The organism is Campylobacter sp. 2018MI01 (assembly GCF_018501205.1).
Lineage (GTDB): Bacteria > Campylobacterota > Campylobacteria > Campylobacterales > Campylobacteraceae > Campylobacter_E.
Genome location: NZ_JAHCZE010000022.1, coordinates 1 through 25,398 on the forward strand (window position 1 = coordinate 1; position 25,398 = coordinate 25,398).

General features: G+C 26.7%; 25 protein-coding genes, 1 tRNA gene and 1 pseudogene. 17 read left to right on the forward strand and 10 right to left on the reverse strand.

Translation table 11 applies throughout. The annotated features are described in order from the left end of the window. The 6 genes from KJQ97_RS04775 to KJQ97_RS04800 all read left to right on the forward strand — a co-directional run. Nucleotides 1-453 (forward strand): ComF family protein (locus KJQ97_RS04775; protein WP_214120125.1); only part of this gene is annotated, 453 nt, incomplete at its 5' end. A 38-nt stretch (nucleotides 454-491) separates the two neighbouring features. Continuing rightward, nucleotides 492-3,086 (forward strand): DNA gyrase subunit A, encoded by a 2,595-nt coding sequence (gene gyrA / locus KJQ97_RS04780; RefSeq protein ID WP_214120126.1) that lies wholly within the window; start codon nucleotides 492-494, stop codon nucleotides 3,084-3,086. After that, nucleotides 3,064-3,636: a manganese efflux pump MntP gene (locus tag KJQ97_RS04785; RefSeq protein ID WP_214120127.1), complete on the forward strand. Its 573-nt coding sequence runs from the start codon at nucleotides 3,064-3,066 to the stop codon at nucleotides 3,634-3,636. Before gyrA ends, KJQ97_RS04785 begins: the two co-directional genes overlap by 23 nt. 98 nt (nucleotides 3,637-3,734) lie before the next feature. Then, the gene (ald, locus tag KJQ97_RS04790) at nucleotides 3,735-4,847 is read left to right on the forward strand and encodes an alanine dehydrogenase (protein WP_214116534.1); all 1,113 of its coding nucleotides are present in this window, start codon (nucleotides 3,735-3,737) and stop codon (nucleotides 4,845-4,847) included. Between the two features lie 152 nt (nucleotides 4,848-4,999). Then, nucleotides 5,000-5,076: transfer RNA gene (locus KJQ97_RS04795), tRNA-Ile, on the forward strand. A 64-nt stretch (nucleotides 5,077-5,140) separates the two neighbouring features. Beyond that, on the forward strand, nucleotides 5,141-6,454 hold the full coding sequence (locus KJQ97_RS04800) for an oligopeptide:H+ symporter (RefSeq protein WP_214120128.1): 1,314 nt from the start codon (nucleotides 5,141-5,143) through the stop codon (nucleotides 6,452-6,454). A 7-nt stretch (nucleotides 6,455-6,461) separates the two neighbouring features. Here KJQ97_RS04800 and KJQ97_RS04805 read toward each other — a convergent pair whose 3' ends face one another. The 6 genes from KJQ97_RS04805 to KJQ97_RS04830 form a co-directional block, all read right to left on the reverse strand. Beyond that, on the reverse strand, nucleotides 6,462-7,616 hold the full coding sequence (locus KJQ97_RS04805) for a murein hydrolase activator EnvC family protein (RefSeq protein WP_214116538.1): 1,155 nt from the start codon (nucleotides 7,614-7,616) through the stop codon (nucleotides 6,462-6,464). Next, a complete protein-coding gene (locus tag KJQ97_RS04810) occupies nucleotides 7,613-8,419 on the reverse strand; it encodes an ABC transporter permease (RefSeq protein WP_214116540.1) in 807 nt (268 codons plus the stop codon). Before KJQ97_RS04810 ends, KJQ97_RS04805 begins: the two co-directional genes overlap by 4 nt. After that, nucleotides 8,406-9,083 carry a cell division ATP-binding protein FtsE gene (locus KJQ97_RS04815; RefSeq protein WP_214120129.1) on the reverse strand — a complete coding sequence of 226 codons (678 nt, stop codon included), beginning with the start codon at nucleotides 9,081-9,083 and terminating at the stop codon, nucleotides 8,406-8,408. Before KJQ97_RS04815 ends, KJQ97_RS04810 begins: the two co-directional genes overlap by 14 nt. After that, nucleotides 9,080-10,213 (reverse strand): tRNA (guanosine(46)-N7)-methyltransferase TrmB, encoded by a 1,134-nt coding sequence (trmB, locus tag KJQ97_RS04820; protein WP_214120130.1) that lies wholly within the window; start codon nucleotides 10,211-10,213, stop codon nucleotides 9,080-9,082. The genes KJQ97_RS04815 and trmB overlap by 4 nt, the downstream gene beginning before the upstream one ends. Continuing rightward, complete coding sequence (locus KJQ97_RS04825) at nucleotides 10,213-11,412, reverse strand: fibronectin type III domain-containing protein (RefSeq protein WP_214120131.1); 1,200 nt, start codon at nucleotides 11,410-11,412, stop codon at nucleotides 10,213-10,215. The genes trmB and KJQ97_RS04825 overlap by 1 nt, the downstream gene beginning before the upstream one ends. Nucleotides 11,413-11,474: 62 nt before the next feature. Continuing rightward, on the reverse strand, nucleotides 11,475-12,464 hold the full coding sequence (locus tag KJQ97_RS04830) for an RluA family pseudouridine synthase (RefSeq protein WP_214120132.1): 990 nt from the start codon (nucleotides 12,462-12,464) through the stop codon (nucleotides 11,475-11,477). 52 nt (nucleotides 12,465-12,516) lie between these two features. Here KJQ97_RS04830 and KJQ97_RS04835 point away from each other — a divergent pair, with 52 nt between their 5' ends. After that, nucleotides 12,517-13,632, forward strand: coding sequence for an FtsW/RodA/SpoVE family cell cycle protein (locus KJQ97_RS04835; protein WP_214116552.1), 1,116 nt, complete (start codon nucleotides 12,517-12,519; stop codon nucleotides 13,630-13,632). Between the two features lie 28 nt (nucleotides 13,633-13,660). On the opposite strand, the pseudogene KJQ97_RS09925 reads toward KJQ97_RS04835, so the two are convergent. Then, nucleotides 13,661-13,858, reverse strand: a pseudogene (locus KJQ97_RS09925) (Rdx family protein); the annotation flags it as partial. Between the two features lie 163 nt (nucleotides 13,859-14,021). Here KJQ97_RS09925 and KJQ97_RS04845 point away from each other — a divergent pair. From KJQ97_RS04845 to KJQ97_RS04890, 10 genes are read left to right on the forward strand one after another with little or no spacing between them, the layout of a single operon-like run. Continuing rightward, a complete protein-coding gene (locus tag KJQ97_RS04845) occupies nucleotides 14,022-14,432 on the forward strand; it encodes a Fur family transcriptional regulator (RefSeq protein WP_214116554.1) in 411 nt (136 codons plus the stop codon). A 33-nt stretch (nucleotides 14,433-14,465) separates the two neighbouring features. Continuing rightward, nucleotides 14,466-15,269 carry a hypothetical protein gene (locus tag KJQ97_RS04850; protein WP_214116557.1) on the forward strand — a complete coding sequence of 268 codons (804 nt, stop codon included), beginning with the start codon at nucleotides 14,466-14,468 and terminating at the stop codon, nucleotides 15,267-15,269. Between the two features lie 2 nt (nucleotides 15,270-15,271). Beyond that, nucleotides 15,272-15,973, forward strand: coding sequence for a bifunctional demethylmenaquinone methyltransferase/2-methoxy-6-polyprenyl-1,4-benzoquinol methylase UbiE (ubiE, locus tag KJQ97_RS04855; RefSeq protein ID WP_214116559.1), 702 nt, complete (start codon nucleotides 15,272-15,274; stop codon nucleotides 15,971-15,973). Next, nucleotides 15,960-17,489, forward strand: a complete 1,530-nt coding sequence (gene xseA / locus KJQ97_RS04860; protein WP_214120133.1) for an exodeoxyribonuclease VII large subunit — start codon at nucleotides 15,960-15,962, stop codon at nucleotides 17,487-17,489. Before ubiE ends, xseA begins: the two co-directional genes overlap by 14 nt. A 2-nt stretch (nucleotides 17,490-17,491) precedes the next feature. Then, on the forward strand, nucleotides 17,492-18,568 hold the full coding sequence (gene serC / locus KJQ97_RS04865; RefSeq protein ID WP_214120134.1) for a 3-phosphoserine/phosphohydroxythreonine transaminase: 1,077 nt from the start codon (nucleotides 17,492-17,494) through the stop codon (nucleotides 18,566-18,568). Beyond that, the gene (locus tag KJQ97_RS04870) at nucleotides 18,565-19,320 is read left to right on the forward strand and encodes a type II secretion system protein (RefSeq protein WP_214120135.1); all 756 of its coding nucleotides are present in this window, start codon (nucleotides 18,565-18,567) and stop codon (nucleotides 19,318-19,320) included. Before serC ends, KJQ97_RS04870 begins: the two co-directional genes overlap by 4 nt. Before the next feature lie 8 nt (nucleotides 19,321-19,328). Continuing rightward, entirely contained in the window at nucleotides 19,329-20,264 is a 936-nt protein-coding gene (locus KJQ97_RS04875) for a prepilin-type N-terminal cleavage/methylation domain-containing protein (RefSeq protein WP_214120136.1), read from the forward strand. Next, nucleotides 20,261-20,680, forward strand: a complete 420-nt coding sequence (locus KJQ97_RS04880) for a hypothetical protein (RefSeq protein ID WP_214120137.1) — start codon at nucleotides 20,261-20,263, stop codon at nucleotides 20,678-20,680. Before KJQ97_RS04875 ends, KJQ97_RS04880 begins: the two co-directional genes overlap by 4 nt. A 10-nt stretch (nucleotides 20,681-20,690) precedes the next feature. Next, nucleotides 20,691-21,689, forward strand: a complete 999-nt coding sequence (hypE, locus tag KJQ97_RS04885; protein WP_214120138.1) for a hydrogenase expression/formation protein HypE — start codon at nucleotides 20,691-20,693, stop codon at nucleotides 21,687-21,689. Next, nucleotides 21,689-22,036, forward strand: a complete 348-nt coding sequence (locus tag KJQ97_RS04890; RefSeq protein WP_214116574.1) for a hydrogenase maturation nickel metallochaperone HypA/HybF — start codon at nucleotides 21,689-21,691, stop codon at nucleotides 22,034-22,036. Before hypE ends, KJQ97_RS04890 begins: the two co-directional genes overlap by 1 nt. Nucleotides 22,037-22,038: 2 nt before the next feature. Here KJQ97_RS04890 and KJQ97_RS04895 read toward each other — a convergent pair whose 3' ends face one another. Genes KJQ97_RS04895 through rsmH form a run of 3 tightly spaced genes read right to left on the reverse strand, consistent with a single transcriptional unit; the run spans nucleotide 22,039 to nucleotide 25,197 of the window. Beyond that, the gene (locus KJQ97_RS04895) at nucleotides 22,039-24,003 is read right to left on the reverse strand and encodes an FUSC family protein (protein ID WP_214116576.1); all 1,965 of its coding nucleotides are present in this window, start codon (nucleotides 24,001-24,003) and stop codon (nucleotides 22,039-22,041) included. Further along, on the reverse strand, nucleotides 23,990-24,292 hold the full coding sequence (locus tag KJQ97_RS04900) for a hypothetical protein (RefSeq protein ID WP_214116578.1): 303 nt from the start codon (nucleotides 24,290-24,292) through the stop codon (nucleotides 23,990-23,992). The genes KJQ97_RS04895 and KJQ97_RS04900 overlap by 14 nt, the downstream gene beginning before the upstream one ends. Then, the gene (rsmH, locus tag KJQ97_RS04905) at nucleotides 24,292-25,197 is read right to left on the reverse strand and encodes a 16S rRNA (cytosine(1402)-N(4))-methyltransferase RsmH (protein ID WP_214120139.1); all 906 of its coding nucleotides are present in this window, start codon (nucleotides 25,195-25,197) and stop codon (nucleotides 24,292-24,294) included. The genes KJQ97_RS04900 and rsmH overlap by 1 nt, the downstream gene beginning before the upstream one ends. Nucleotides 25,198-25,398: the final 201 nt, after the last annotated feature.

A 25,398-nucleotide genomic window follows, 5' to 3' on the forward strand; every position in this document is an offset into this window, starting at 1 on the left:
GTAATTAGCTTTTATAAATATTCTAAAATTAAAAAATTATTACATCACAAGCATTTTATTAGTGGATATTTTATATTAAATAAACTCGCATCTTATTCTTATAAAAGATTTCATTTTGATAATGAATTAGCTTATGCTATAGGCTTAGATGATGATTGCTCTAGCGGGTATTCTCATACAGCAATACTTATTAAAAATATGAAATCAAAAAATATTATTCCATTATATAACGCAATTAAAGCAAAAAATAAGATTATTTATAAAGGCAAAAGCCTTTCATTTAGAAAGAAAAATAAAAGAAAATATGAATTGCAAAAGACCTTGGATTTACCTGTAATTTTAGTAGATGATATTATCACTTCAGGTGAGTCTTTAAAACAAGCGAATTTAGTGCTTAAAAAAGCTAAAATTAAGGTTCTTTTTGCGGTCGTATTAGCCGATGCGAAAGTTTAGTTTGCTAGTATAAAAAAATCTTTACTTAAAGGAAAACAATGAATTTATTTGATAATAGTGAAATTACTATTGTAGATATTGAAGATAGTATAAAAACAAGCTATCTTGATTATTCTATGTCAGTAATTATAGGCCGTGCCTTACCTGATGCAAGAGATGGATTAAAGCCGGTTCATAGAAGAATTCTTTATGCAATGAATGATTTAGGAGTAGGTTCAAAAAGTGCTTATAAAAAATCAGCTCGTATAGTGGGTGATGTAATCGGTAAATACCATCCGCACGGAGATACTGCTGTTTATGATGCTTTAGTAAGAATGGCACAAAGCTTTTCAATGAGATACCCAAGTATTGATGGTCAAGGAAACTTTGGTTCAGTTGATGGAGATGGTGCTGCAGCTATGCGTTATACTGAAGCTAGAATGACAATTTTGGCTGAAGAATTGTTAAAAGATTTAGATAAAGACACCGTTGATTTTGTTCCAAACTATGATGATAGTATGAGTGAGCCTGATGTTTTACCTTCAAGAGTGCCTAATTTATTATTAAACGGCTCAAGTGGTATTGCTGTTGGTATGGCAACTAATATTCCGCCACATAGTTTAGATGAATTAGTAGATGGACTTTTATATTTACTTGAGAATAAAAACGCTAGTTTAGAAGAAATAATGCAGTTTATAAAAGGTCCTGATTTTCCAACTGGTGGGATAATTTTTGGTAAAAAAGGCATTATAGAAGCTTATAAAACAGGTCGCGGTAGAATTAAAGTAAGAGCAAAAACTCATATAGAACAAAAAGGAAATAAAGAGCTAATAGTAATTGATGAGTTGCCTTATCAAGTAAATAAAGCAAGACTTCACGAGCAAATTGCAGAGCTTGTAAAAGAAAAGCAAATAGAAGGTATAAGCGAGACAAGAGATGAGAGTGATAGAGATGGAATTCGCCTTGTAATTGAGCTTAAGCGTGATGCTATGAGTGAAATTGTGCTAAATAATTTATTTAAAAGCACCACAATGGAGACAACATTTGGTGTGATAATGTTAGCAATTCACAATAAAGAACCTAAGGTATTTTCTTTAATTGAGCTATTAGATTTATTCTTAAATCATAGAAAAACCGTAATTATTAGAAGAACTATTTTTGAACTTGAAAAAGCAAAAGCAAGAGCACATATTTTAGAAGGTCTTAAAATTGCACTAGATAATATAGATGAAGTAATTGCATTAATTAAATCAAGTGCAGATACTGCAAGTGCAAGAGATGCTTTAGTAGAAAAATTTAGCTTAACTGAATTACAGGCTAATGCTATTTTAGAAATGAGACTTAGCCGTCTTACAGGACTTGAAAGAGACAAATTAGAAGATGAATTAAGAGAACTTTTAGCAAAAATTGAAGAACTAAATGCAATCTTAAAAAGCGAAGAAAAAATAGAAGAAATAATTCACGATGAATTATTAGAAATTAAAAATAAATTTAAAGTTCCAAGAATTACTGAAATAGTAGATGATTATGATGAAATTGATGTAGAAGATTTAATACCAAATGAGCCAATGGTAATTACAATTACTCATCGTGGATATATCAAAAGAGTTCCTACAAAATCATATGAAAAACAAAAGCGTGGTGGTAAAGGTAAAGTCGCAGTTACTACTTATGATGATGATTTTATAGAGAGTTTCTTTACTGCAAATTCTCACGATACGCTAATGTTTGTTACTAATAAAGGACAACTATATTGGTTGAAAGTTTATAAAATTCCTGAAGGTAGCAGAACTGCTAAAGGAAAAGCTGTTGTAAATCTAATCAATCTTTTACCAGATGAAAAAATTATGGCAATAATTCCAACAACTGATTTTGCTAAGACAAAATCACTTGCATTCTTTACTAAAAATGGTCTTATTAAACGCACGAATTTAAGTGAATATAGTAATATCCGTTCAGTTGGTGTAAGAGCTATTAATCTTGATGAAAACGATGAATTAGTAAGTGTTTTAATAGCACAAAATGATGATAGTGAAAATATTGATTTGGTTGATGAAAATAGTGAAATTATTGAAGATGATAATATTCAAATTGTTGAAGAAGAAAATTCTTTAGATGAAAACCAAGAAGAGCAAATTAGTGGAACTATGATTTTTGTAGCTACTAAAAAGGGTATGTGTATTAAATTCCCACTTACAAAAGTTCGTCAAATTGGTCGTGTAGCTCGTGGAGTAACTGCTATTCGCTTTAAAGAAGAGCAAGATTATGTAATAGGTGCAGTGGTTATTGAAAGTAATGAGCAAGAAATTTTAAGTGTTAGCCAAAAAGGTATCGCAAAAAGAACTGATGCAGGAGAATATCGCTTACAAAGTCGCGGTGGTAAGGGCGTAATTTGTATGAAACTTACTCAAAAGACAAAAGATTTAGTAGGCATTGTAATTGTTGATGATACTATGGATTTAATGGCGCTTACAAGTAGTGGCAAGATGATTAGAACTGATATGCAAAGCATTAGAAAAGCTGGTAGAAATACAAGCGGAGTAATCGTTGTAAATGTTGGTAGCGATGAGGTTGTAAGCATTGCAAAATGCCCTAAGGAAGAAGACGAAGAAGAAAATTTAGAAGAAGAGAATGGCTTATTTGATGATAATTGATATTGTTATTTTAGCTTTCTCTTTAGCAATTGACGCATTTTTTGTAGCATTAAGTATTTGCTTAGTGCTACAAAAACAATCTTTAAAAAAGTTATTGGTTTTTAGTGCATTATCTGCTTGTTTTCAAGTTTTAATGCCTATTTTAGGATATTATGTAACTTATTTATTAAATGTAAGGTATATGAAGTTAATTCAAGCAATTGACCATTATGTGATTTTTGCAATTTTTGTATTTTTAGCATATAAATTATTTAAGGAATTCTTAGATAATGAAAATGAGAATATTAATATAAGTTATGGTTCATTATTTTTGCTTAGCATAGCGACTAGTATTGATGCACTAGGTGCAGGACTTATGATATTTTCTTTGGAATATAATTTATTTATTTCTTCTTTATTAATAGCTTTAATTACATTTTTTATGTGTTTTTCTAGTTTGTTCATAAGTAAAATGAAAGTTAATAAAAAAATTTTACAACCAATAGGAAGCTTGCTACTTTTATTTTTGGCGTTTAAAATTGTAATAGTTCATATGTTAGAAAACATATAACTTGTAAATTCGTAACACTTTTTATAATTTTTTCAAAAAAATCTTTTGAAGTTTTTATTTTTTTTATATCATACTCCTTTATCACAAAAGGAGTATAAATGATTATAGGTTGTTTAAAAGAAATTAAAGACCAAGAATATAGAGTTGGCTTAACGCCTTTAGATGTTATTGAATATATAAATCATGGACATGAAGTTTTAGTAGAAAGTAAAGCCGGTGCTGGTATTGATATAAGTGATGAAGAATATATAAAAGCCGGAGCAAAGATTTTAACTAAAGAAGAAATTTTTGAAAAAGCTGGAATGATTATTAAAGTAAAAGAACCAATTGAAAGTGAATATAAGTATTTTAAAAAAGGACAGATTTTATATACATATTTACATTTAGCAGCAGATGAAAAACTTACAAAAATGTTAATAGATAAAGAAATATCAGCATTTGCTTATGAGACGATTCAAGAAGGTAAAAATCTTCCTTGTTTAGCTCCTATGAGTGCTATTGCTGGTCGTTTAGCGGTAATTCAAGGTTGTAAGTATTTGGAAAAAACTTATGGCGGTAATGGAATGCTGCTTAGTGGTCTAACTGGTGTTAAAAAAGGAAAAGTTGTAATTTTAGGTAGTGGTATGGTAGGGCTTAATGCTGCTCAACTTGCTTTTGGTATGGGAGCAGAAGTTGTAATTTTAGGTCGTGATGCTAATAGACTAGATTATATTGACCATGTATTTAATGGTAAGATTACTACTTTATATAGTAATATTTCAAATATATTAGATAGTATAAAAGATGCTGATGTAGTAATTGGAGCAGCTTTAGTTCCAGGAGCAAAAACTCCTAAATTATTATCTAGAAAACATTTAAAGCATATGAAAAAAGGTGCTGTTATAGTTGATGTTGCGATTGATCAAGGTGGTTGTTTTGAGACAAGCCGTGCAACAACTCATACAAACCCTATTTATGAAGTTGATGGGATAATTCATTATGCAGTTGGTAATATGCCAGGAGCAGTTGCAAAAACAGCTACTTTAGCACTATTAAACGCTACAACTCCTTATGGAATTAAAATAGCAAACCTTGGAGTAATTGGTGCTATAACTTGTTTTGAAAGTTTAAGATATGGTTTAAATACACATAAAGGACACTGCACTCACGAAGGTGTGGCAAATGCCTTTAATCTTGAGTATTTTAATCCTAAGAATTTTATTGCTATGTAATATGATTAGGCATTTATATTTTTTATAAATGCCTATAGGTTTTTATGGGTTATTTTGTAATATTCAATAAAAGCCTATAAAAAAGATAAAAATTTTATTGTTTAAGTAATTTTTAAGTTTTTAAATATATAATAACAGCTTTTAATCACGGAGGATTTATAGCTCAGTTGGTTAGAGCAACCGGCTCATAACCGGTTGGTCCCAGGTTCGAGTCCTGGTAAATCCACCACCTCCTTTAAATTTAATAGAATTAAATCTTTCTTAGGCTTCAAGATTTTCTTTAGGAGAAAACGATGTCAAAAAATAAGTTAAAACCACTATTACCAATATGTTACATAGAAGCCCTAGAAAGATTTGCCTTTTTAGGCTTTTTAGGTATTTTTGTATTTTATTTAATGGATACATTTTCTTTTTCTAAAGGTGAAGCAAGTGCAATAAGTGCAAGTTTGGGTGCTGCCATTTATGCTTTTGGTATATTTGGAGCATATTTAAGTGATTTTTGCTTAGGTGCAAAAAGATGTGTAATTTTAGGAATTATTTTTCTTACTTTAGGGTATTTATGTTTAACTTTTGATTTATTAACAATATCTCTTTTTTGCATTATTTTTGGTAGTGTATTAATCAAGTCAAATATTACAAGTTTGTTATCTAAAAGTTATCCTAATGATAGCGAGTATGTATTTAGTATGTTTTATATTTTTGTAAATATAGGATGTTTTTTGGGGCAAATTAGTGCTGGTCTTTTAATACTACATTCTTATAATTTAGCATTTTTCATATCATTTTTTAGTGTATTTTGTGCTATTTTAGTATTTTTTTATAATTCAAAATATATATCTAGCGAACCTATAAAATATGATTTTTTTAAAAATAATATAGCTATGCTTATTTTGATATTTTTATTTATTGCATTCTTAGCTACTCAAGAACTTTTGGTGGTTAGTAAAATTATAAGTATTTTTTCAATTTTAATTTTAATAATTTTTTATATTTTTATTTATAGAAAAATACCAACAAAAAATAATTTTAAAAAATTAGCTTTTTATTTAATAGCTGCTGTGTTTTTTTATATGTTGATTTTTCAAAGCTTTAATACTTTAAATATTTTAATTAAAAGTAAGGTTTCTTTTAGTATTTTAAATTATCAAATTCCAGCTAGTTGGTATTTAGCTTTTATGTTTTTAGTTAGTATTTTTACAAGTGTGCTTTTAAGTTTTATAAGTAAAAAAAGCTCAATTAATGAAGCATTAATTATACCAGCTGCTATGATTATTGCTGCTAGTTCATTTATTGTTTTAGGAATGCTTAGTAAAGATGATTTTATTAATCCAATATATATATTAATTACTTATTTTATGTTGGGTATTTCTCAAACAAGTATAGGGGTTTTAGGACTTAGCATAGTATCAAAATTAACTCCAAGTGGATTTAATTCAAGCACTATGGGAATTTGGTTTTTATGTTCTGGTGCCGCACAAGGAATTGAAGGAATTATTGCAAAATATATTGATAATATTAGTTATGAATTGTATTTTAGTATGCAAGGATTTTTTGTATTATTTTTAGCATTACTAATGTTATTTGCGTATAAATACTTAAAAGTATAACTATAATTTAATTGTTGATTAGTTCTAACGGATTTATGTGGTAGTTTTTTTGTGTAACTTCAAAAGTTAAATCCCTTTCAACTTTTCCAACAATGTTTCCTTTTTTTAATACTTCTCCAACCTTTGCAAGTTTGCTAAATTTTGATAAGTGAGCGTATATTGTGTGAATTCCATTTGCGTGTTCAACAATTACAACCTTATCAAGGACTGCAGTATCATTTGCAAAAACTACTTTTCCATCAAATACTACTCTTACATTGGCATCAGGCGTATTTGAGCGTAGCACTACATTTTCATTAAATATTTTTAATTTATATATAGGGTCTATGTAATCTCCAAATTTTTGTTTTACACTAAAATCAACCAAAGGTGCTATAGTTTTTGCTCCTGTATATTTTGCTACCTTTCCATCATAACTTAAGGTATCAGAATGTTTTACTTGTGTAGTTTGACTTGATTTTTTATTTGATTTTTCATTTTCTATGATTTTTAACTTAGCCAAAGTTGCTCTAATTTCATCTTGTTGTTTTTGTAAATTTGTTAGGCGTTGTTTATATATTTTTTCATCTTGTTTTTGTTTAGAAATTAAATTCTCTTGGCGTTTTTTAAGTTCGCTTAATTCTTTTGCTTGTTTTTTATAATTATCAATATTTACATTCATTTCACTAATTTTTTTTTGCTTATAATCAATTTGCTGTTGCGTTCTTGCATAATCTTTTGAAATTTTATAAAGCTCATTATTCAAAACTTCAGAAAGTGTGTTTAATACTTCAATAGAAACTATACTCATTGAGCTATCAATTAAATCTTTTGGTGCTATTAAATCATACGAAAAATCCTTAGCAATTATTTCAACTAATTTAGCACCTAATTTCTCTTTATCTTTCATTAGCTCTTTATTTTGTGTGATAAATGTATTTAATTCTCCATTTTGAGCATTTACAAGTTCTTGTAATTCTGCCGTTATATTTGAAGTTTTTTTAACTTTTTCATTTATTTCTTTTAATTTTTGTTCCCCTTCAATTATTTCACTTGCCAAATCTTCTAATTTTTTTGATATTTGTTCTTTTTCATTTTGAGTTTGCTCTAGTTTTTTTGTGTTGTTTTCTATTTGATTTGCAAATAAACTTAAGCTAAACAAAACTATTAGAAGTTTTTTCATTGTCTTTTTACCTTAAACATTACAATCATTATACATAGTAATGAAGCTAGTAAAGAATAAGAGCTTACTTCAATTAAACTAGGTAAAAAATCAATTTGCGGTAAATCTATATCAAGTTTTGCTAAAAATTCTTTTATATAAGAGATATTATTAAAATTAATAAAAAACGCAAATAATAAAGCAAAACAAATTATATTATCTACAAAAACAATCTTAAGCATTGGTGCAGCTCTTTGGAAGAAATTTGCCCCAAATAAATTAAGAATATAAATTCTATTTTCGTGCTCGTATTTAAAAATTTTTATTTGTTTTATAAATAAAGCAATAGATAATATGCTTATGCAAATTAAACATATATAAGAGATTAGTTTTATAATATTTAATAGTTTATATATTTTAATGTGTGTTTTTGAGAATGTTTCTACTTTTAAAACATTCGGTATTTTTAATAGTTGTTTTTTGATTTGATTTATTTCGTTTTCATTAATAAATTTAGTAAAGCTAATATTATAAAATTTTGGGAGTTTTGATTTTAAGGTATTTAAATTAGCATTTGTTATATCTTTTTTTAATTTATTAAGAATTTCACTAGGGTCTAATTCGTTAATACTTGAAAAATACTCAATATTAGCTAAATCAACTGCTTGAATTTCTAGCTCGCTTACTAATACTACGCTGTAATCTTTATTTAATTTGGTTTCATAATCTTTTATTAATTCATCAATAAAAAAGGCAAATTGAAAACAAAAACATATAATAAAAAGTGGAAAAATAAAACTAATATGTGTTTTAAATAAATTCATTCAAAACCCCATTTTCTATATTTAAATGCCTATAATTAAAATCAATTCTAGGTGGAATTTGATGAGTTACTGCGATAATGCAAGCATTGAATGTATTTCTAGCAGCGTTTAGTAATTGCCAAATAATATCAGCTGAATGAATATCAAGATTTCCTGTTGGCTCATCACATATTATTATTTTAGGATTGTGTATAATTGCTCTTGCAAGGGCTATTCTTTGTTGCTCTCCGCCACTTAATTCTAAAGGCATTTTTTTAGCTTTATGCTGAAGTTTTGTGTATTTTAATAACACATCTACATGCTTGCTGATTTGTTCATTTTTAACGCCAGCTATTTTTAAAGGTAATGCTATATTATCGCTTACATTTAGCTCGTTAATTAGTTTATAATCTTGAAAAATTATTCCTAATTTTCTTCTAAGTTTTAATAATTCAGCATTGCTAATATTTCCCATATTTTTAAACAAAACATGCAAATCCCCACTAAATTCGCTAAATTCTCCAAAAAAACTTTTAAGCAATGTTGTTTTCCCGCTACCACTTTTACCGGTGATAAATATAAAATCACCTTCATTAGCACTAAAATTTATATTATGCAATACTATTTCATTATTGTAGGCTAGAGTTAAATTATTGGCATTTATTAAAGTAGCATTGCTTTTCATTGTAAAAACTCTTTTAATTTAATAAATGCTTTTAAATTTAAAGTATTTGGGCAAAAGTCGTGAAATAAAAACTCAAATTCTTCATTTTCTTTACATAACAAATAAGAGCTACTTGGTGTGTCAAATCCACCATAAGCTATTTGAATGATTTTTGCATTATCACATTCATAAATTCTTGATATTTTTAAGAAAAAATCTTCATCAATATGTTTTATAAAATTAAGCTTATTAAAATCAATTTTGAAATTAATTTTTTGATTTATGATTTCTTGATTTAAATTCTTTTTATTTCTCACATAGCAAACAAAATCATATATATCTTTATTCATTTTAAGCCAACGGCTTTCGTATTTGCTTATTATCCTTGCGTCTTTATTTTTAAAATAATCATAGTCTAAATCAGAAAAAATATTTTTTGTATATTCTGCATACATTAAACTATCGCTTCTTAATTCAAAAAATCCATTTTCTTTTAATACTCTTTCGCACTCGTTTTTAAATTCATTTGATACAACTCTTCTATAAGGAGCATCGTCCCAAGGCACAGGAAAATGCAAATATATTCCATTTAAACAACTATTATTTAATTCTTTTATAGCTATTCTTGCATCAAAATCTAATAAATATATATTCTTTAAATCTTTAGCTAATTTACTTACTTGAATAAGACTAGGTTTATGAATTTCTATTCCAATATAAGTATTTTGAGGATTATTTTTTGCTTGATATAGCAAATGTCTTCCTGAACCAAAACCTATCTCTAAATAAGCATTATCTAATGAATTAATTAATTCTTTAAAGTCCTTAGGAGATGATATGACATTACTTGCTAATTCTTTAAATTTATTATAATGATATGCTTTTGATATGATTTCATCACAAAATGTTTTTTCAAATGCTTCTAAGGCTTTTTGCATCAAGGCTAAGTCAGTAATTTTTGTTAATTTATCAATTTTTACTACAAATTCATTATTTTTTTCGTTAAGTTCTATAAAAAAACTAGAATTATTAATACTAGTATAAACTAAAGTTTTGCCTAATTGTGTTTTTGTTTTAAATTTAAATTCAACCTCCCCAACACTAATTGGCAAGGTTAAATTCTTTATATATTTTGCTTTAAAATTTGGCATTATTTAACACTCAATTTTGAACTAGGTTTTGATTCTATTCCAAATTCATCAACGCCAATTATTTGATAAACATCTCCAGGCACATATGTAGTATCTACATAATAATCATTTTGTATTCCGTTTGCAACTTCTGTTGAATTTTTAATAAGTTTATAGGTTCTTATACGATTATCCGTGCTAATCCATTTTATTTTTAGTGTATTTTCATTTTGTAATTCAAATCCTGTAAGAGCAGGAGTTTTAGGTTTATCAAGGCTCATTCCAACTACATTTACGCCAGTTTTTGCACTCTCAAGTCCGTCTTTATCTATCATAGTTACATAATAATATCTGCTTACTCCATCATCTCCTATATTATCCTCATAGCTATTTTCTGTAGTTGTAGCTAGCTCAAAAAATGGTAATAAAGATGCTTTTGAATAATATATTTTATAATGAGAAAAATCTTCATATTTAGGAGCGTCCCAAGTAAGAATTATTTTTTTAGGTAGGTTTGTGGTTACATTGATATTTACAATTTGTGGTGGTAAAACTTTACTAATTGCTTCAACTTCAGCACTAGCATCACTTTCAACTCCGTTATAAGTTAGTGCAGTTACTTTGTATTTAGCATATAGATTTGCTTTAACTTCGTCTAAATATTCAGCACTTAAGCGATTATTAATAGTTGCTACTTTATACCACTTATCAGAATTAGCGTCTTGTTTATAAATATTATATTTTACAACTCTTGAATCAGTATGCGGTCTCCAAATTATTTTGATTTTATTAGGAAGTCCTGCTATTGCTTGAATGAATGTAACTGGTTCAATTTTTCCTATAGTTTTTACATTTATAGTAGATAGTTTTGAATTACCTTCTTTATTAAAAGTTACGAAAGTATAAGCGTAGCTAGTATCAGGATTTAAATTATTATCAGAATAATGAGTTGCATATCTATCATTTATAGTAGCGATTAGTTTGTCTTTTGCATTTTCATCATTTAGCTCTTTTCTATAAATCTTATAACCATCTATATTTTGATCATATATAGGGTCCCACTCAAATCCTATTTCTCTCATACCTTGAAGAGTTCTTATATTATTTACCATAGTAAGATTATCAATCGGAGCAATTTCACTAAGACTTGTTGTGCTAGAGCACGCATTAAAACCTATAATAAAAGCTGTAAATAAACTTATTTTAATAATTTTCTTCATATTTTGCCTTTCGTGTAAAGATTTAATTATACTAAGTATGAATAATGATTTATAAGCATATCCTATTCCAAATTATTACTAAATTGATTTAATAAATTATGAGCTAGATTTAAGTCAAGTTTTATATCTTTAAAATCTTTAATAGCTTCATTAAAACTCAAACAATTACTTGAATAAAATTCCATAAAATTATTTGTTATTGGGTGGGTGTAATTTATATAAAATGAATGTAGCATTAATCTATTTGCTTTATTTTTACTGCTCTCATCAGCATAAATACTATCTCCTAAAATATATCTATTTACACTTGCTAGATGGGTTCTTATTTGATGAGTTCTACCACTTTCTAATTTTGCTGAAATTAAAGCTTTATCATTTGTATTTGCAAGATTTATAAAATGAGTTCTAGCCCATTTGCCCCATCTATCTTCATTTAAGCCGTATTTTTTAATACATTCATCTTTGCTTAAAGATTGCATTTTTAATCTATTATTCTCATTTCTTTTTATATATTTTTCTATATGATTTTGATTTATTGTGTGGTTTGTAACTGCTAGATAAATTCTATTTACTTCTCTATTTTTAATCTGATTTGCTAAGCTAAAATATGCTTCATTGCTTTTAGCTACTAGCATAACTCCGCTAGTATCTTTATCAAGTCTATGCACTATTCCTGCTCTTATTTTGCCGTTGATATCAGCTAGTTTATAATTTCTCTCAAGTAGCCATTCTACTAGTGATGCTTCTTTTAAAGAAGAGCAGCCGTGAGTTGCTACATTATTTGGCTTATTTACTACTAGCATATACTCATCTTCATACAGAATTTCTACATCAAAATTAGCTTCATATTTAATATTTATATCTTTTATATCAGGGTAATTAATCTCTATTTCATCATTTATATTTAGTTTATATGAGCTTTTAATTACTTTATTATTTACTAATACATTTTGATTTTTTATTAGATTAGAAATTTGTGAGCGACTTTGTCCTAAAACTTTAGCTAAATATATATCAATTCTTTCAATTTCACTTGCTACAATCTTACTCAATATTAACCTTTTTAAATCATATTCATAAACAAATTTAGCAAAAGGTTGTAAATTGATAAAACTAGATGGTAAAATTTTAACCCACTTTGATTTTATATTGCCATTGCTCGTATTTCCAATAATAATTTTTTCATTTTTATTAATGAATGAGGCGAATGAAGTTTTAGCGCATAAACAAATTATATATGTGATTGTAGGGTTTTTTGCTTTTTTTATATTTTTTTTATTACCCATTAAAAAAATTGAATGGCTTATTCCTTTTTTTTACTGGTTTTGCATAGGTTTATTATTATTAGTTGATGTTTTAGGGGCTACTAAATTAGGAGCTACTAGATGGCTTGAAATTCCTTTTACAAGATTTACGATTCAGCCTAGTGAGATTTTTAAACCTGCATTTTTATTAATGCTTGCTTATTTAATTAGACACAATCCTCCACCTGATGATGGATATAGATTTAAAGATTTTTGCAAAATTAGTTTTTATATAATTTTACCTTTTGTTCTTATTAAAAGTGAGCCTGACTTAGGTTCTGCTTTAATTATTTTAATAGTTGGCTATGTTACATTGTTTTTAGTGGGCATTCATCACAAAATTATTTTAACAGGGGCATTATTGCTTGGAATTTGTATGCCAATAGCTCCTATTGTCTATGATAATTTAAATGATTACCAAAAGAAAAGAATTACCGATTTTTTAAGTGAAAAACCAAGCTATCAAGTAAGACAAAGTATGATAGCAATAGGAAGTGGTGGGATAAATGGTAAAAGCAAAGATGATGCTACTCAAACTCATTTTAAATTCTTACCAATTAGCACGAGTGATTTTATTTTTGCATATACTATTGAAAGATACGGATTTTTAGGTGCTTGCTTGCTTTTAGGATTATATTTATTACTGATTTTACATTTGCTAAGCTTTAATAAAAAGCTTAAAAAAGATTATTTTGCTAAAACTTTCACATCAGCTCTATCCATATTAATATTTATTTATGTTGGGGTTAATGTATCTATGACTATAGGATTTGCTCCTGTTGTTGGAGTGCCACTGCCGTTTTTTAGCTATGGTGGAAGCTCTTTTGTAACCTTTATGATACTTTTTGGAATATATGAAAATTTATTATCATTTAGGTTTGACCCTGATTATAAATTAGTAAGAATTGATTTGTAATTAAAGAATTTAAAATTAAATTCTTTAATTATCTATAGGCTTTAATAAGTGAATTAATCTCATTAATATGTGGAAATCTTTTGCTATCACAACCTATTAATTCATTTTTTGAATATATTTTCTCATTATCACAAATAACTATAAAATCGCCTTTACTTCCTATTTCAAATTCTACTTCTATTCCTTGAAATTCACCAATTAATTCATCTGCAACCCTTGCAGCTTGTGGTTCATATTTTCAAGCATTACAATAAATGATTTTCGCTTTCATTTTTTCTCCTTACAAAAATATTACAAATTTAAAATAACTTAATTAATGACTAGAAATATTAAGTTATTTATAGTATTCTTTCGCATTTAATAAAAAATATTATTTGGTAAAGGTAAATATGAAGTTTTTAGAGATTTTAAAGGATAGAAAGCTAAAAGCAACTCCGCAAAGAATAAGCATTTTAAAAGTTTTATCAAAACACGAACACCCTAGTATTGATGAATTATACGAGCAAATAAAGGTTGAATATCCTGCAATTTCACTTGCTACTGTTTATAAAAATCTTAGCACTATGATTGATGAGGGTTTAGTAGTTGAGATTTCAATCCCTAATGATAAATCAAAATACGATATATATGAATACGAACATATTCATTTGGTTTGTAATAATTGTAAAAGTGTTTTTGATTTAGATAAAGTTAAGGCTGGACTTGATAAATATCAACAAACTTTACAAACTAAGTTAGATAATCCTATAGAAAGTATTAAAATTACAGCGTTTTTGGCTACTTGTTCAAATTGCAAATAATATAAGTTAAAATAAGATAAAAAAGGAGTTTAGGTGAGTATTTTAAAACACTTTCTCTTTTTTACCTTAGAGAGTAATTTAGAGTTTAAAAAGCTTAAAGATAGTTTTTGTTTATTTGAAAATAGTCTTTATAAACTTGATATAATTGATAGCAATTTACATTTTTTAAAAGCTAATTTATCAAGAGCTGACATAGAATATCATACGAGTGAGCTTAGCTTAAATGAAGTAAAAAGCAAAAGTTTAAAATACAAAAGAGCCATCACTCAAGGCAAGATGATAGAACAATTTAATAATTTTTATATCTGCACTTTATTTGATGAAAATTCTCAAGATGGACTTAGTTTTAGTGAATATGAAAGATTAAAAATATTTTTAACTTATGGGCTTAAATCAAGGGATTTAAGCATTAGCATAGGACTTGCTTTAAGGATATATTTGTTTTATTTGAGTATTAATTCTAAGCAAGAGATAATAAAAGAAATTCTTAATTTATTCTCTTTTATTTACGAAGAAAATATAATAAAAACTATCAATAAAAATGATAATTTTTATGATAATTTATCTTGTATTATTTTAGATGAAAATAATTTTTATACCACAAATTGTGCTAAGGTTAATTTTGTAAAAATCTTTTCAAAAGTTTTAAGAAAAGAAGCTATAAAAGTATTAAGATTTAATGAAAGTTGCGAAAAATTAATAATATTGCTTGAATTTTTAAGCTTTTTTAAAACTCATAAAAAATTAGATTTTCAAGAAAAATTAGCAAAAAATAAAAGCGTTAAAAAAATAGCTAGAAAAATTAGTAAAATAGCTAGAACTTATTATTTAGGATAAATATGCAAAAACAAGAAAAAATAGTAGAAATGTTTAATGAAATAGCTCCAAGTTATGATAAAGCTAATAAGGTTTTAAGTTTTGGCATCGATGCAAAATGGAGATTTGATGCGATTAGTAAGGTTAAAGATTTTCTTAATTTAAATTCTAATTTAAATATAGCTGATATTGCTTGTGGGACAGGCGATATGTGTGTTTTACTAAGTAAAATTCCAAATGCAAAGGTTGTAGGGATTGACCCAAGCAGTGGAATGCTAGAAGTGGCTAAAAAGCGTCATTTAGAAATTGATTTTAAATTAGGCTATGCAAATAATTTACCATTAGATAATGAAAGCGTAGATTTAATTACTATTAGTTATGGTTTTAGAAATGTGGTTGAAAAAGATGAAGCATTGGAAGAATTTAAAAGAGTGCTAAAGCCTAATGGAACGCTTTTAGTATTGGAGTTTTTCAAAAGAGAAAAGGGCGGTATAATAGGATTTTTCCGTGATTTTTATCTAAAAAAAATATTACCTATAATAGGTGGAATTTTAAGCAAAAACAAAGCAGCCTATGAATATTTACCTAATTCTATTGATGATTTTTACTCAAATGATGAATTTAAAGATAAATTAAAAGAGCATAATTTTGATTTAAAACTTTTCAAAACTTATAGTTTTGGAGTTAGTTCATTGTTTATAGCGAGTAAAAATGTTAGCAAATAAACTAGAAAAAACATATTTTAGTGTAAGCGAAATCAATAATCTTGCTAAAAATAATTTAGAAAGCACTTTTTTAAATATTGCAATTCAAGGAGAAGTTAGTAAGATTACAAATCATACTTCAGGGCATTGGTATTTTACTATTAAAGATGAGTTATCAAGCCTTGATTGCACTATGTTTTCAAGCTATAACAAAGGTAAGGCTAATTTAATAGTAGGCAATAAAATAATAGCCATTGGAAAACTTACCATATATCCTGCTAGTGGAAAGTATCAATTAAACTGCACTGATTATGAATTAGCCGATGGATTGGGTAAATTACAAGCAGCTTTTAATGAACTTTATAAGAAATTAAAAGATGAAGGCTTGTTTTTAGATATTTATAAAAAACAAATTCCAAAAAATATTAAAAAAATTGCAGTAATTACAGCTATTAATTCAGCTGCTGCTAAAGATATTTTAAGAGTTTATGAAAACAACGAAGCTTATTTAATAAAATTAGTGTTTTTTGATAGTTTAATGCAAGGAGAAAATGCTAGTAAAAGAGTAATTGAGTGTATTAAAAAGGCTAATGAATTTGATTTTGATATTATATTAATAGCTCGTGGCGGTGGTAGTAAAGAAGATTTATTTTGCTTTAACGATGAAGCTTTAGTAAGACAAATCGTAGCATCTAAAATCCCAATAATTACAGGTTTAGGACACGAAATAGATACTCATTTAAGTGATTTAGCAGCTAGTAAGTATTATGCGACCCCAACTGCGGCTATGCAAAGCTTGGTTTATAATAAGTTTGATAGAATGCTAGATTTAGATAATTTGCAAAATTATTTTAATTCAACTATTAAAAAACATTTGGATAAAAAAGAGCAAAATTATTTATATTTAGCAAGTAAATTTTCTAAAAAAGAAGTGAATTTTAAATTTAATTCATATAAAAATAATCTTTTAAATAAAAAGACTTTATTTCAAAATAAGCTAAAAAATATTTTAAAACAAAATGAGCTAATTTTAAATAATCAAAAAACTATTTTAAATAATAATTTTCATAAAGCCTTAGAAAATAAAGAAAAGCTTTATAATGTTTATGAAAATAAGATAAATATCACAAAGCTTAAAAGCAATATTTCAAGTATGCAATTTAGCCTAAATCAATATGAAAAACTAGCAAAGCAATCATTTAATAAGGCTATTTTAAATAAAAATCAATCTTTAAATGATTTTATAAAGAGTAAAAACATCATTGATTTTAAAATAAAACTAGCAAAAGACAAACTAGAAAATCAAAAAATATTATTAAATAACAGCTTTAAACCTAAATTTAAAGAAAAATATGTAAAAATAAATAATTATCAAAAGATTTTGAGCACTCATCAAGCATTCTTAGAAAGCATTAAAGAGTATGCTAGAGTTATGAAAGATAATAAAGGCATAAAACTTAGTGCTTTAAAAGAAGGCGATGAAATCACGCTAAAATCAATTGATTGTGTAAAAATAGCAAAGATTATAAAGGAGTAAAAATGAGACAATACAATTTTAGTGCAGGACCATCTGAATTACCATTAGAGGTTTTAAAAGAAATTCAAGAAGAATTATTAAGTTATAAAAATAACGGCTTTTCTATTATGGAAATTAGTCATCGCTCAAGTTATTATGAGCAAATGCACAATGACGCTATTAAAGATGCAAAAGAGCTTTATGGAATAAATGATGATTATGAAGTAATTTTCGTTCAAGGTGGTGCTACTATGCAATTTAGCTTATTGGCTATGAATTTTAGCCTAGATAATAAGCCTTGTGAATACATTGATACTGATGTATGGACGCAAAAAGCTTGCGAAGAAGCTATCTTAGCTGGAGTAAATGCAAAAATCGTAGCTAGTTCAAAAGATAGTAAATATAATTATATTCCAAAAATTGCTTTAAATAATGATAGTTCTTATACTTATATTTGTTCAAATAACACGGTGCATGGAACTCAATATAAGCAACTTCCTATTTCAAATTCTCCTTTGATTGTTGATGCTAGTTCGGACTTTTTTTCTAAGAAATTAGACTTTTCAAATATAGGTGTTTTATATGGTGGAGTTCAAAAAAATGCTGGTATAGCAGGATTTGCGTGTTTGATTATTAGAAAAGACTTATTAGAACGCAGTAAAAATAAAACTATGCCTAAAATGTTTAATTACAACACTTATGCAGATAATAATTCTTTATTTAATACTCCGCCTACATTTGCTATTTATGTATATGCAAAAATTATGAAATGGATTAAAGCTAAAGGCGGACTTGATGCAATTAATCAAGAAAATGAAATAAAAGCTAAATATCTTTATGATATTATTGATAATAGTAATTTTTACAAAGCTTATGTAAATAATGATGATAGATCAGTTATGAATGTTTGCTTTACTACAGGAAATGATGAATTAGACTTAGAATTTTGGAGTAAAGCTGCTAAAGAACACAATATGCTAGGTTTAAAAGGTCATAAAAAACTTGGCGGATTAAGAGCTAGTATTTACAATAGCGCTAATTTAGAAAAAGTTAAAATTTTAGGCGAATATATGAAAGAATACGAAAGGGTTCGTGGATGAAAAAAGGCTTTTCATTAATTGAGCTTATATTTTCTATGGTTGTAATTGGAATTAGCTTAGCAGCTATTCCAAAAATAGTTAATGCTAGTTTAGAAGGCGATGAGGTAGGTTATAAACAAGAATATTTTTATGTGGTAAAAGAGCTTTATGGACTTATTAGAAATCTACCTTATGATAATTCTAATATAGCTTATGATGAATACAAAACTAATAGCTTATTATCTCAATATATATTAACTCCTGCTTTACAAGGTGAGATAACTTATAAAGTTGATGAGCTAAATCAAATTAATATTAATTCAAGATATTATGCTACTCCATATGCTAATCCATTAGTAAAAGCAGTTGCAAATATCAATAATATTTCTATAAATAATCAAAAAAATCTAAGCTTTTCTAATGTTTTAGGTCAAAATATAAATTATGTATATGGTCAGTATTTAATAGACGTTCATACAAAAAAAGGCGAACATTTAAGAGTAGATTCATCTTATAAATTTGGTTTTAAAACCCCTATTGATTGTGCTATATCAACAAATAGTATATGTGGAGATATAGGCGGGACTAGCACAATGTATGTAGGTAAAATGCAGATTTTAGATGGGACTGACAATCCTGTTGTATCATTTGATGTATTTTTTAATAAATTTGGAAGATTAGATAGTATTTATAGCCAATATGCAATGAAGACTAGTGATACCACTTGGGATAGCACTAATGAAGCAAAATTAAAAAATTATTTAAGTTTATAAGGAAGTAGATGAAAAAGGCTTTTACGATAATAGAATTAATTGTTGTTATTGTTATTTTAGGAATAATTGCAGGGCTTGGAATTGAGATTATCAAATTTTCTTACGATAACGAACAAAGAGTTAGAGCATTAAATGAACTTGAGCTTAAATCTCAAGCTACTATGGACTTTTTAACAACACACCTAAATAATGCCATTAAAAATAGCTTTAGACTTAAAAAAGCTGAAAATTCTGAATGTGTAAATTCTGTAACTGATTGTAAGTTTGTTTTTAATATTGAAGATGATTCTTTAAAGAAAGATTTTAAGATTTTTGAATGGGCTAGAATTGCTATTATTGATAAAAAGCATAATAAATGGGACGGGCTTAACGAAACTAAAAGCGTTATTGAAGCAGCTGTAAATGATAAAGCAAGTTGCTATGATGGAACAAATTATTTTAATTGTTTTTCTCATAAGCAAAAAGGTATTAATACTAAAATTATTAATTCGTATTCTTTAGGAGATAAGTTAGGCGTATATTTTTTAGGGGATAATATAGCAACTTCAACTTCTTTTATGGAAAAAGATTTGTATGATTTAGAAATAGCTGAAAGAAATGTTGGTAGTGGTAAGAAAGAAGATTATGCAAAAATTGAACTAAAACTAAGTGATAAGATTTTTACAATTAGTAATGTATATGTATTAGTTGATAAGATTGAAGGTATTAAGTTTGAAGATGGTGAATTAAAATATTATAGTTATGATTTTAAAGATAAAAAACCAAATTTCGCAACAAATACCATTGATAAAGTAACACTTGTAAATAATGTTAGTGATTTTATTATTAGCAATAATAACGGCGTTACTAAAATTAAATTATGCTTAGAAGTAAATGATTTGCCAGGTAGTTTTATTAATAAAAAAACTAGCCTTAAAGTTTGCAAAAGTGGGGTAATAATATGAAAAAATCAGGTTTTAGTATGATAACTGCTATTATATTTATTATTTTAGTAAGCGTTGTTGGAGTTTTAACCTTGCAATCATCAAAAAGCACCGTGTCATTTGCAGCTAGAGCTTATCTTAAAGAGCAGGTTGAACTTATAATGGACGGGGCTAGAGCAAAGGCATTAAGTAGATGGTTTGAATCAGGTGATCCTAGAGTTAATTCAGGTATTATGTCAAACGCAAAAGTAACTGAGAGTTACTATTATAATGATAAAAAATATTTAATCACAATAGAATATACAAAAGTTGATAGTTCTAAGGCGTTAAAATTTGATAAAAACACCGTTTTAGCAAGAATTAGTGTTGAGACAGGAGAAGCTTTATCAAAAGTAGCAAAAATTAGATTAGTAAGAGATTACACAATAGGAAATTAAAGGAAATATTATGCAAAAGCAAGTTTTATTAAGCTATGGTGGTGGCGGAGATGAGATGAATGAGTTTTTAAATAATTTTATTTTAAAACATATTCATGCTGATAATTCTCAAGGACTTAGCGAAGATGCTGCTGTGTGTGATGGTTTTTCTAAAATTGCTTTTTCAACTGATTCTTTTGTGCTTGACCCAATTTTTATTAATGGTGCAAATATAGGTAAAATCGCAGCTTGTGGTTCTATAAATGATGTTTTGATGATGGGAGCAAAGCCTAAATATCTTACTTTAGGTCTTATTTTAGAAGAAGGTTTTTTACTTGATGATTTAGCAAAAATATTAAATGATTTATCAAATACTGCAAAAGAATTTGAAGTAGGAATTAAGTGTGGGGATTTAAAGGTAGTTCCTAAGGGTAAGGCTGATAAGATATATATAAATACAACTTGTATAGGCGATGCAAATGGATTTATTAATAATAATAAAATTAGCACAAAAAATATAAAAGAAGGTGATGCTATTATAGTAAGTGGTGATTTAGGAAGGCATGGAGCTTGTGTAATGGCTGCTAGATTTGGTTTTAACTACGATATTATGAGTGATGCAAAATGTTTATATAGTGAAGTAAAAGATATTTTAAAATACGATATAAAATGCCTAAGAGACGCTACTCGTGGTGGTTTATCTAGCGTGTTAAATGAATTAGCAAAATCAAGTGGCTTGGAATTTATAATCAATGAAAGTGATATTAGTATAAGCGATGGGGTTTTAGGGCTTTGTGAATTATTAGGATTTGATGCTTTAGAATTAGCTAATGAAGGAACATTTGTTTGTATTTGTTCTAAAGAAGATGCACAAAATGTATTAAAAGAATTAAAAAAATACAATGATTTTGCAAATATAATAGGTGTAGTGCATAAGTCAAAAAGCCCATCAGTAAAGCTTAATAATAGCTATGGTGGAAGTAGGATTTTACAAATGCCAAAAGGCGAATTATTGCCAAGGATTTGCTAATGCATGAAATGGCAATTGTTAATAATCTTTTAGATGAGTGTGAAAGAATTAGAATAAATAATAAAGCTACAAAAATTACTAGAGTAAGAGTTAGTATAGGTAGGCTTAGTGGGGTTGAAGAGCATTATTTTAAAGAAGCTTTCAATGCTTTTACTAGCGATAATAATTCAAGCTATTTCAATGCTAAATTAGAAGTAGTTTTAAAAGAACTTGAACTTTTTTGTAAAGATTGTAATTGTAGTTTTATTCAAAATAAAAATGAGTTTTGTTGCAAAAATTGCTCTAGCAATAATGTTGAGATTAAAAGTGGCGATGAATTATTATTAGAGCAAGTTGAATTAGAGTAATTTTAGTTATCAATTAGGTATTTATACACAATATCTTGGCGTTTTGAGATTTGGTTTATAAAATACTTAATTCTCTCATCGTTTGTTAGAATTTTATCATCTATTTCATCATAAAAATAATAAGGCAAGTCATTGCTTATATTTTCCATCATTTTAAATCTAGTGATTAAAATTCCAATATCTGATTGTTCTTTTAATTGAATTTTATTATATTTTGAATATAAATACTCATTTAATGATATGCATAAGTTATTCATTTCCAAAACTGCTTCTAGTAGTCTAATTTGTTCAATTTTATTATGTTTGTTTCTGCTTTCGTATAAAAGGTTTTTAAGGCTTTTAATATTTAATAAAATTTTATTTTCATAATTTAAATAATCTTCTTTTTTAATAACAGCACTTAAGAAGTTTTTAAGATTATTTATTGCGTCTTTTAAAGTAGGTTTTATATCATCTTCGCTTTTGCTAGGCCAAAGATACGAAAAGGTATAAACTATAAAAAATGCTACAATAAAATCAATCAATCTATATACAAGTAATCTTTCATAATCAAGTCCTAAACTCGCAAATAAAATAGCAAGATTTAACATAATAAAAATAGTTGCTATAAAATATGGAAAATGCTTAAAATATATACAAGCAAAATATGATAAAAATAGCACTACAAAAATTAATTTTGAATGTATTGAAAAAATAATTAAAAGTCCTAATGCAAAGCCTATGAGTGCTGCATAAATGGTTTCTTTATTATTAATTGTAGTTGAATTGATGGTTTCTTTAAACATTGTAAAAACACCCATCGCTATCCAAATTCCGTGGTCAATTTTGAAAAATAATGCTAAAAATAATGAAAACGAAGTTGCTAATGCAACTTTTATTGAGAATTTAAAATACTTATTATCAAAATGAAACTTTTCTAAAATAGTTTTAATTGTGATTTTTTTATCTTTTGGTTTTAAGGTTAATTGTTTTGCTCCACCTTGTTTAAATAATTCAAGCTTGTAATAAAGAACCTCTACTAAGGTGCATAATATTGGTAAGGTATTTAATTGTTTTAATCTATCAAGACAAAATGATTTGAGATTGACTTTTTCATCTTTAAATATCTTTTTTAATTCTTCAAGATTAAAAATAATTTCATTTTGAATATTTTTTATATGAGCGTTTTTTGAATTTTGTTTAAAAAATGTCCTTAGTGAAAATAAAGCAAGTGCTATTTCTTCACACTTTAGCAAATAAAACATAGCCATTTCTTGGTGTCTTATAAGGCTTGAGTCTTTTATATTTACTGATTTACTTTCAAAAAGTCTTTTAAATTCATTTATCCTTGTTACGAATAAATTTTGCCACATTTCATATTTGCTATTTGTCATATTTTCGCTCATATAAATCAAATCATTTAAAAGCATTATAAAACTTCTTCTAGTAAATCCACCATAAGTATAAAATGCAAAAGTTCTAAAAATAGTTGCTACGCAAGAGCCAATTAATGTCGCATAAAATACTTCTAAAGAATCAAAATTATTTAGACTAGCACTAATTAACATAGCCATAACAAGTAAGGTTGCATATATGCCAACTTTTAGTGCGTCTTGTGAAATTGCACCTGCAAAAATAACAGCGAAAATCCAAATAAAACTAGGAATTGCCATAAAAAAATCAAGTTTGATTAAATAAGGAACTACTAGAGCAAAAAAACAACCAAAAAAAGTAAAAGCTAGCAAATATAATATTTTCTTAGTTCCTACCGAATTAAGATTGTTCATATAAAATATAAAAACACAAGATAAAACACTAAAAATAGTATAGTTTTCGTGAATTGTAAAATAGCTTATGATTAAGCAAATAGCAAGTCCAACGCAAGCTTTCATAGCGTATAGTAATGAAAAATTGCTAGGGTCGTATTTATGAAAATACACTTTTAATTTTTGATACGAATTAATAAAATATTGTTTATTTAGTTCCATATTGCACTTCAAAATAATTTGTAATTTTATTTTTAAATTGTAAAGCTTCTATTTTTCTTTTAAGCTCTTTATTTTCTTCGCTTAATACTTCTCTTTTATCTTTTAATTGAGCATAAACTTTACTTGATTCATAGAGTTGAAGTCTAACCCAAACTAAGCTAATTGATATAATCATTATTATAAAAAATAATAATATTAGCCTTTTGTTAAAACCTAAAATAGAATAATCTTGGTATTTATTTATTAGTAATTCTTCTTTTTCTTCTGTACTTGTTCTTATGTTTTTCATTATTTTAAATAAAACGCTCTAAGTTTTGCACAACTTGACCTAGAATTATATTTTATTTCTTCTTTGCTAGGTTCAATTGGTTTTTTAGTAATAATTTTTCCTAAGGAATGGTTATTACCACATTCACATCTAATTGCAAATTCATCACAAATGCAATTATTTGCCCATTTTTTAAAAGTGTCTTTTACTATTTTATCTTCTAAAGAATGAAAAGTAATTATACAAATTAGACAATTTTTAAATTCTTTCAGTTGCTCTAAAAATCTTTTAAGCACTCCTAATTCATCGTTTACTTCAATTCTAATTGCTTGAAATATTAAAGTTTTTAGGCTTACACTACGATTATTTAACTTTGCATTTCCTATTATTCTACTAAGTTCTTTGCAAGAGTTAATAGGTCTATTTTTGATAATATTTGAAGCTATATCAGAAGCTAGTTTTTCTGGTAATTCTGCGTAATTTTTAAAAATTTCACTTAGTTGCTTGCTAGTATAGGTATTAATTAGAGTTTTTGCATCAAAATCTTTATTTTTATCCATTCTCATATCTAATTCATTAGAATCAAAAGAAAAACCCCTATCATCTTTATCTAATTGCAAACTAGATACTCCAATATCTGCTAATACACCTTTAATTTCATTTTTGTTATTAATGAAAGAAAATATATTTTCATAATTTGTTTTATAAATTTGAATATCTACATTAAATTCTTTTAATTTTTCTTTAGAATAATTGATGGCTTCTATATCTTGGTCACACGCTATTAGATTTAGTTTATTATTATTTTTTAATATAGCACTAGCGTGTCCTGCATAGCCCAAAGTCGCGTCAAGATAATAACCATTATCTAAATCTTTAAATAATTTAACTACTTCATCTTTTAAAACGGGAATATGAATTTGCAAATGCTTACCTTGTAATTTAATATTGTATATATAATAAATAAAACTTTTTAACAAGGATATAATAATGTTTGCTGAAATCAAAAAATACGCAAAAATAATGTATGAAAAAGACTTTATATATGGACTTAATGGTTCTATATCTTCAAGATTTGAAGATAATGCGTTTTTAATAAACAAAAATACAATATTTAATGATGATAA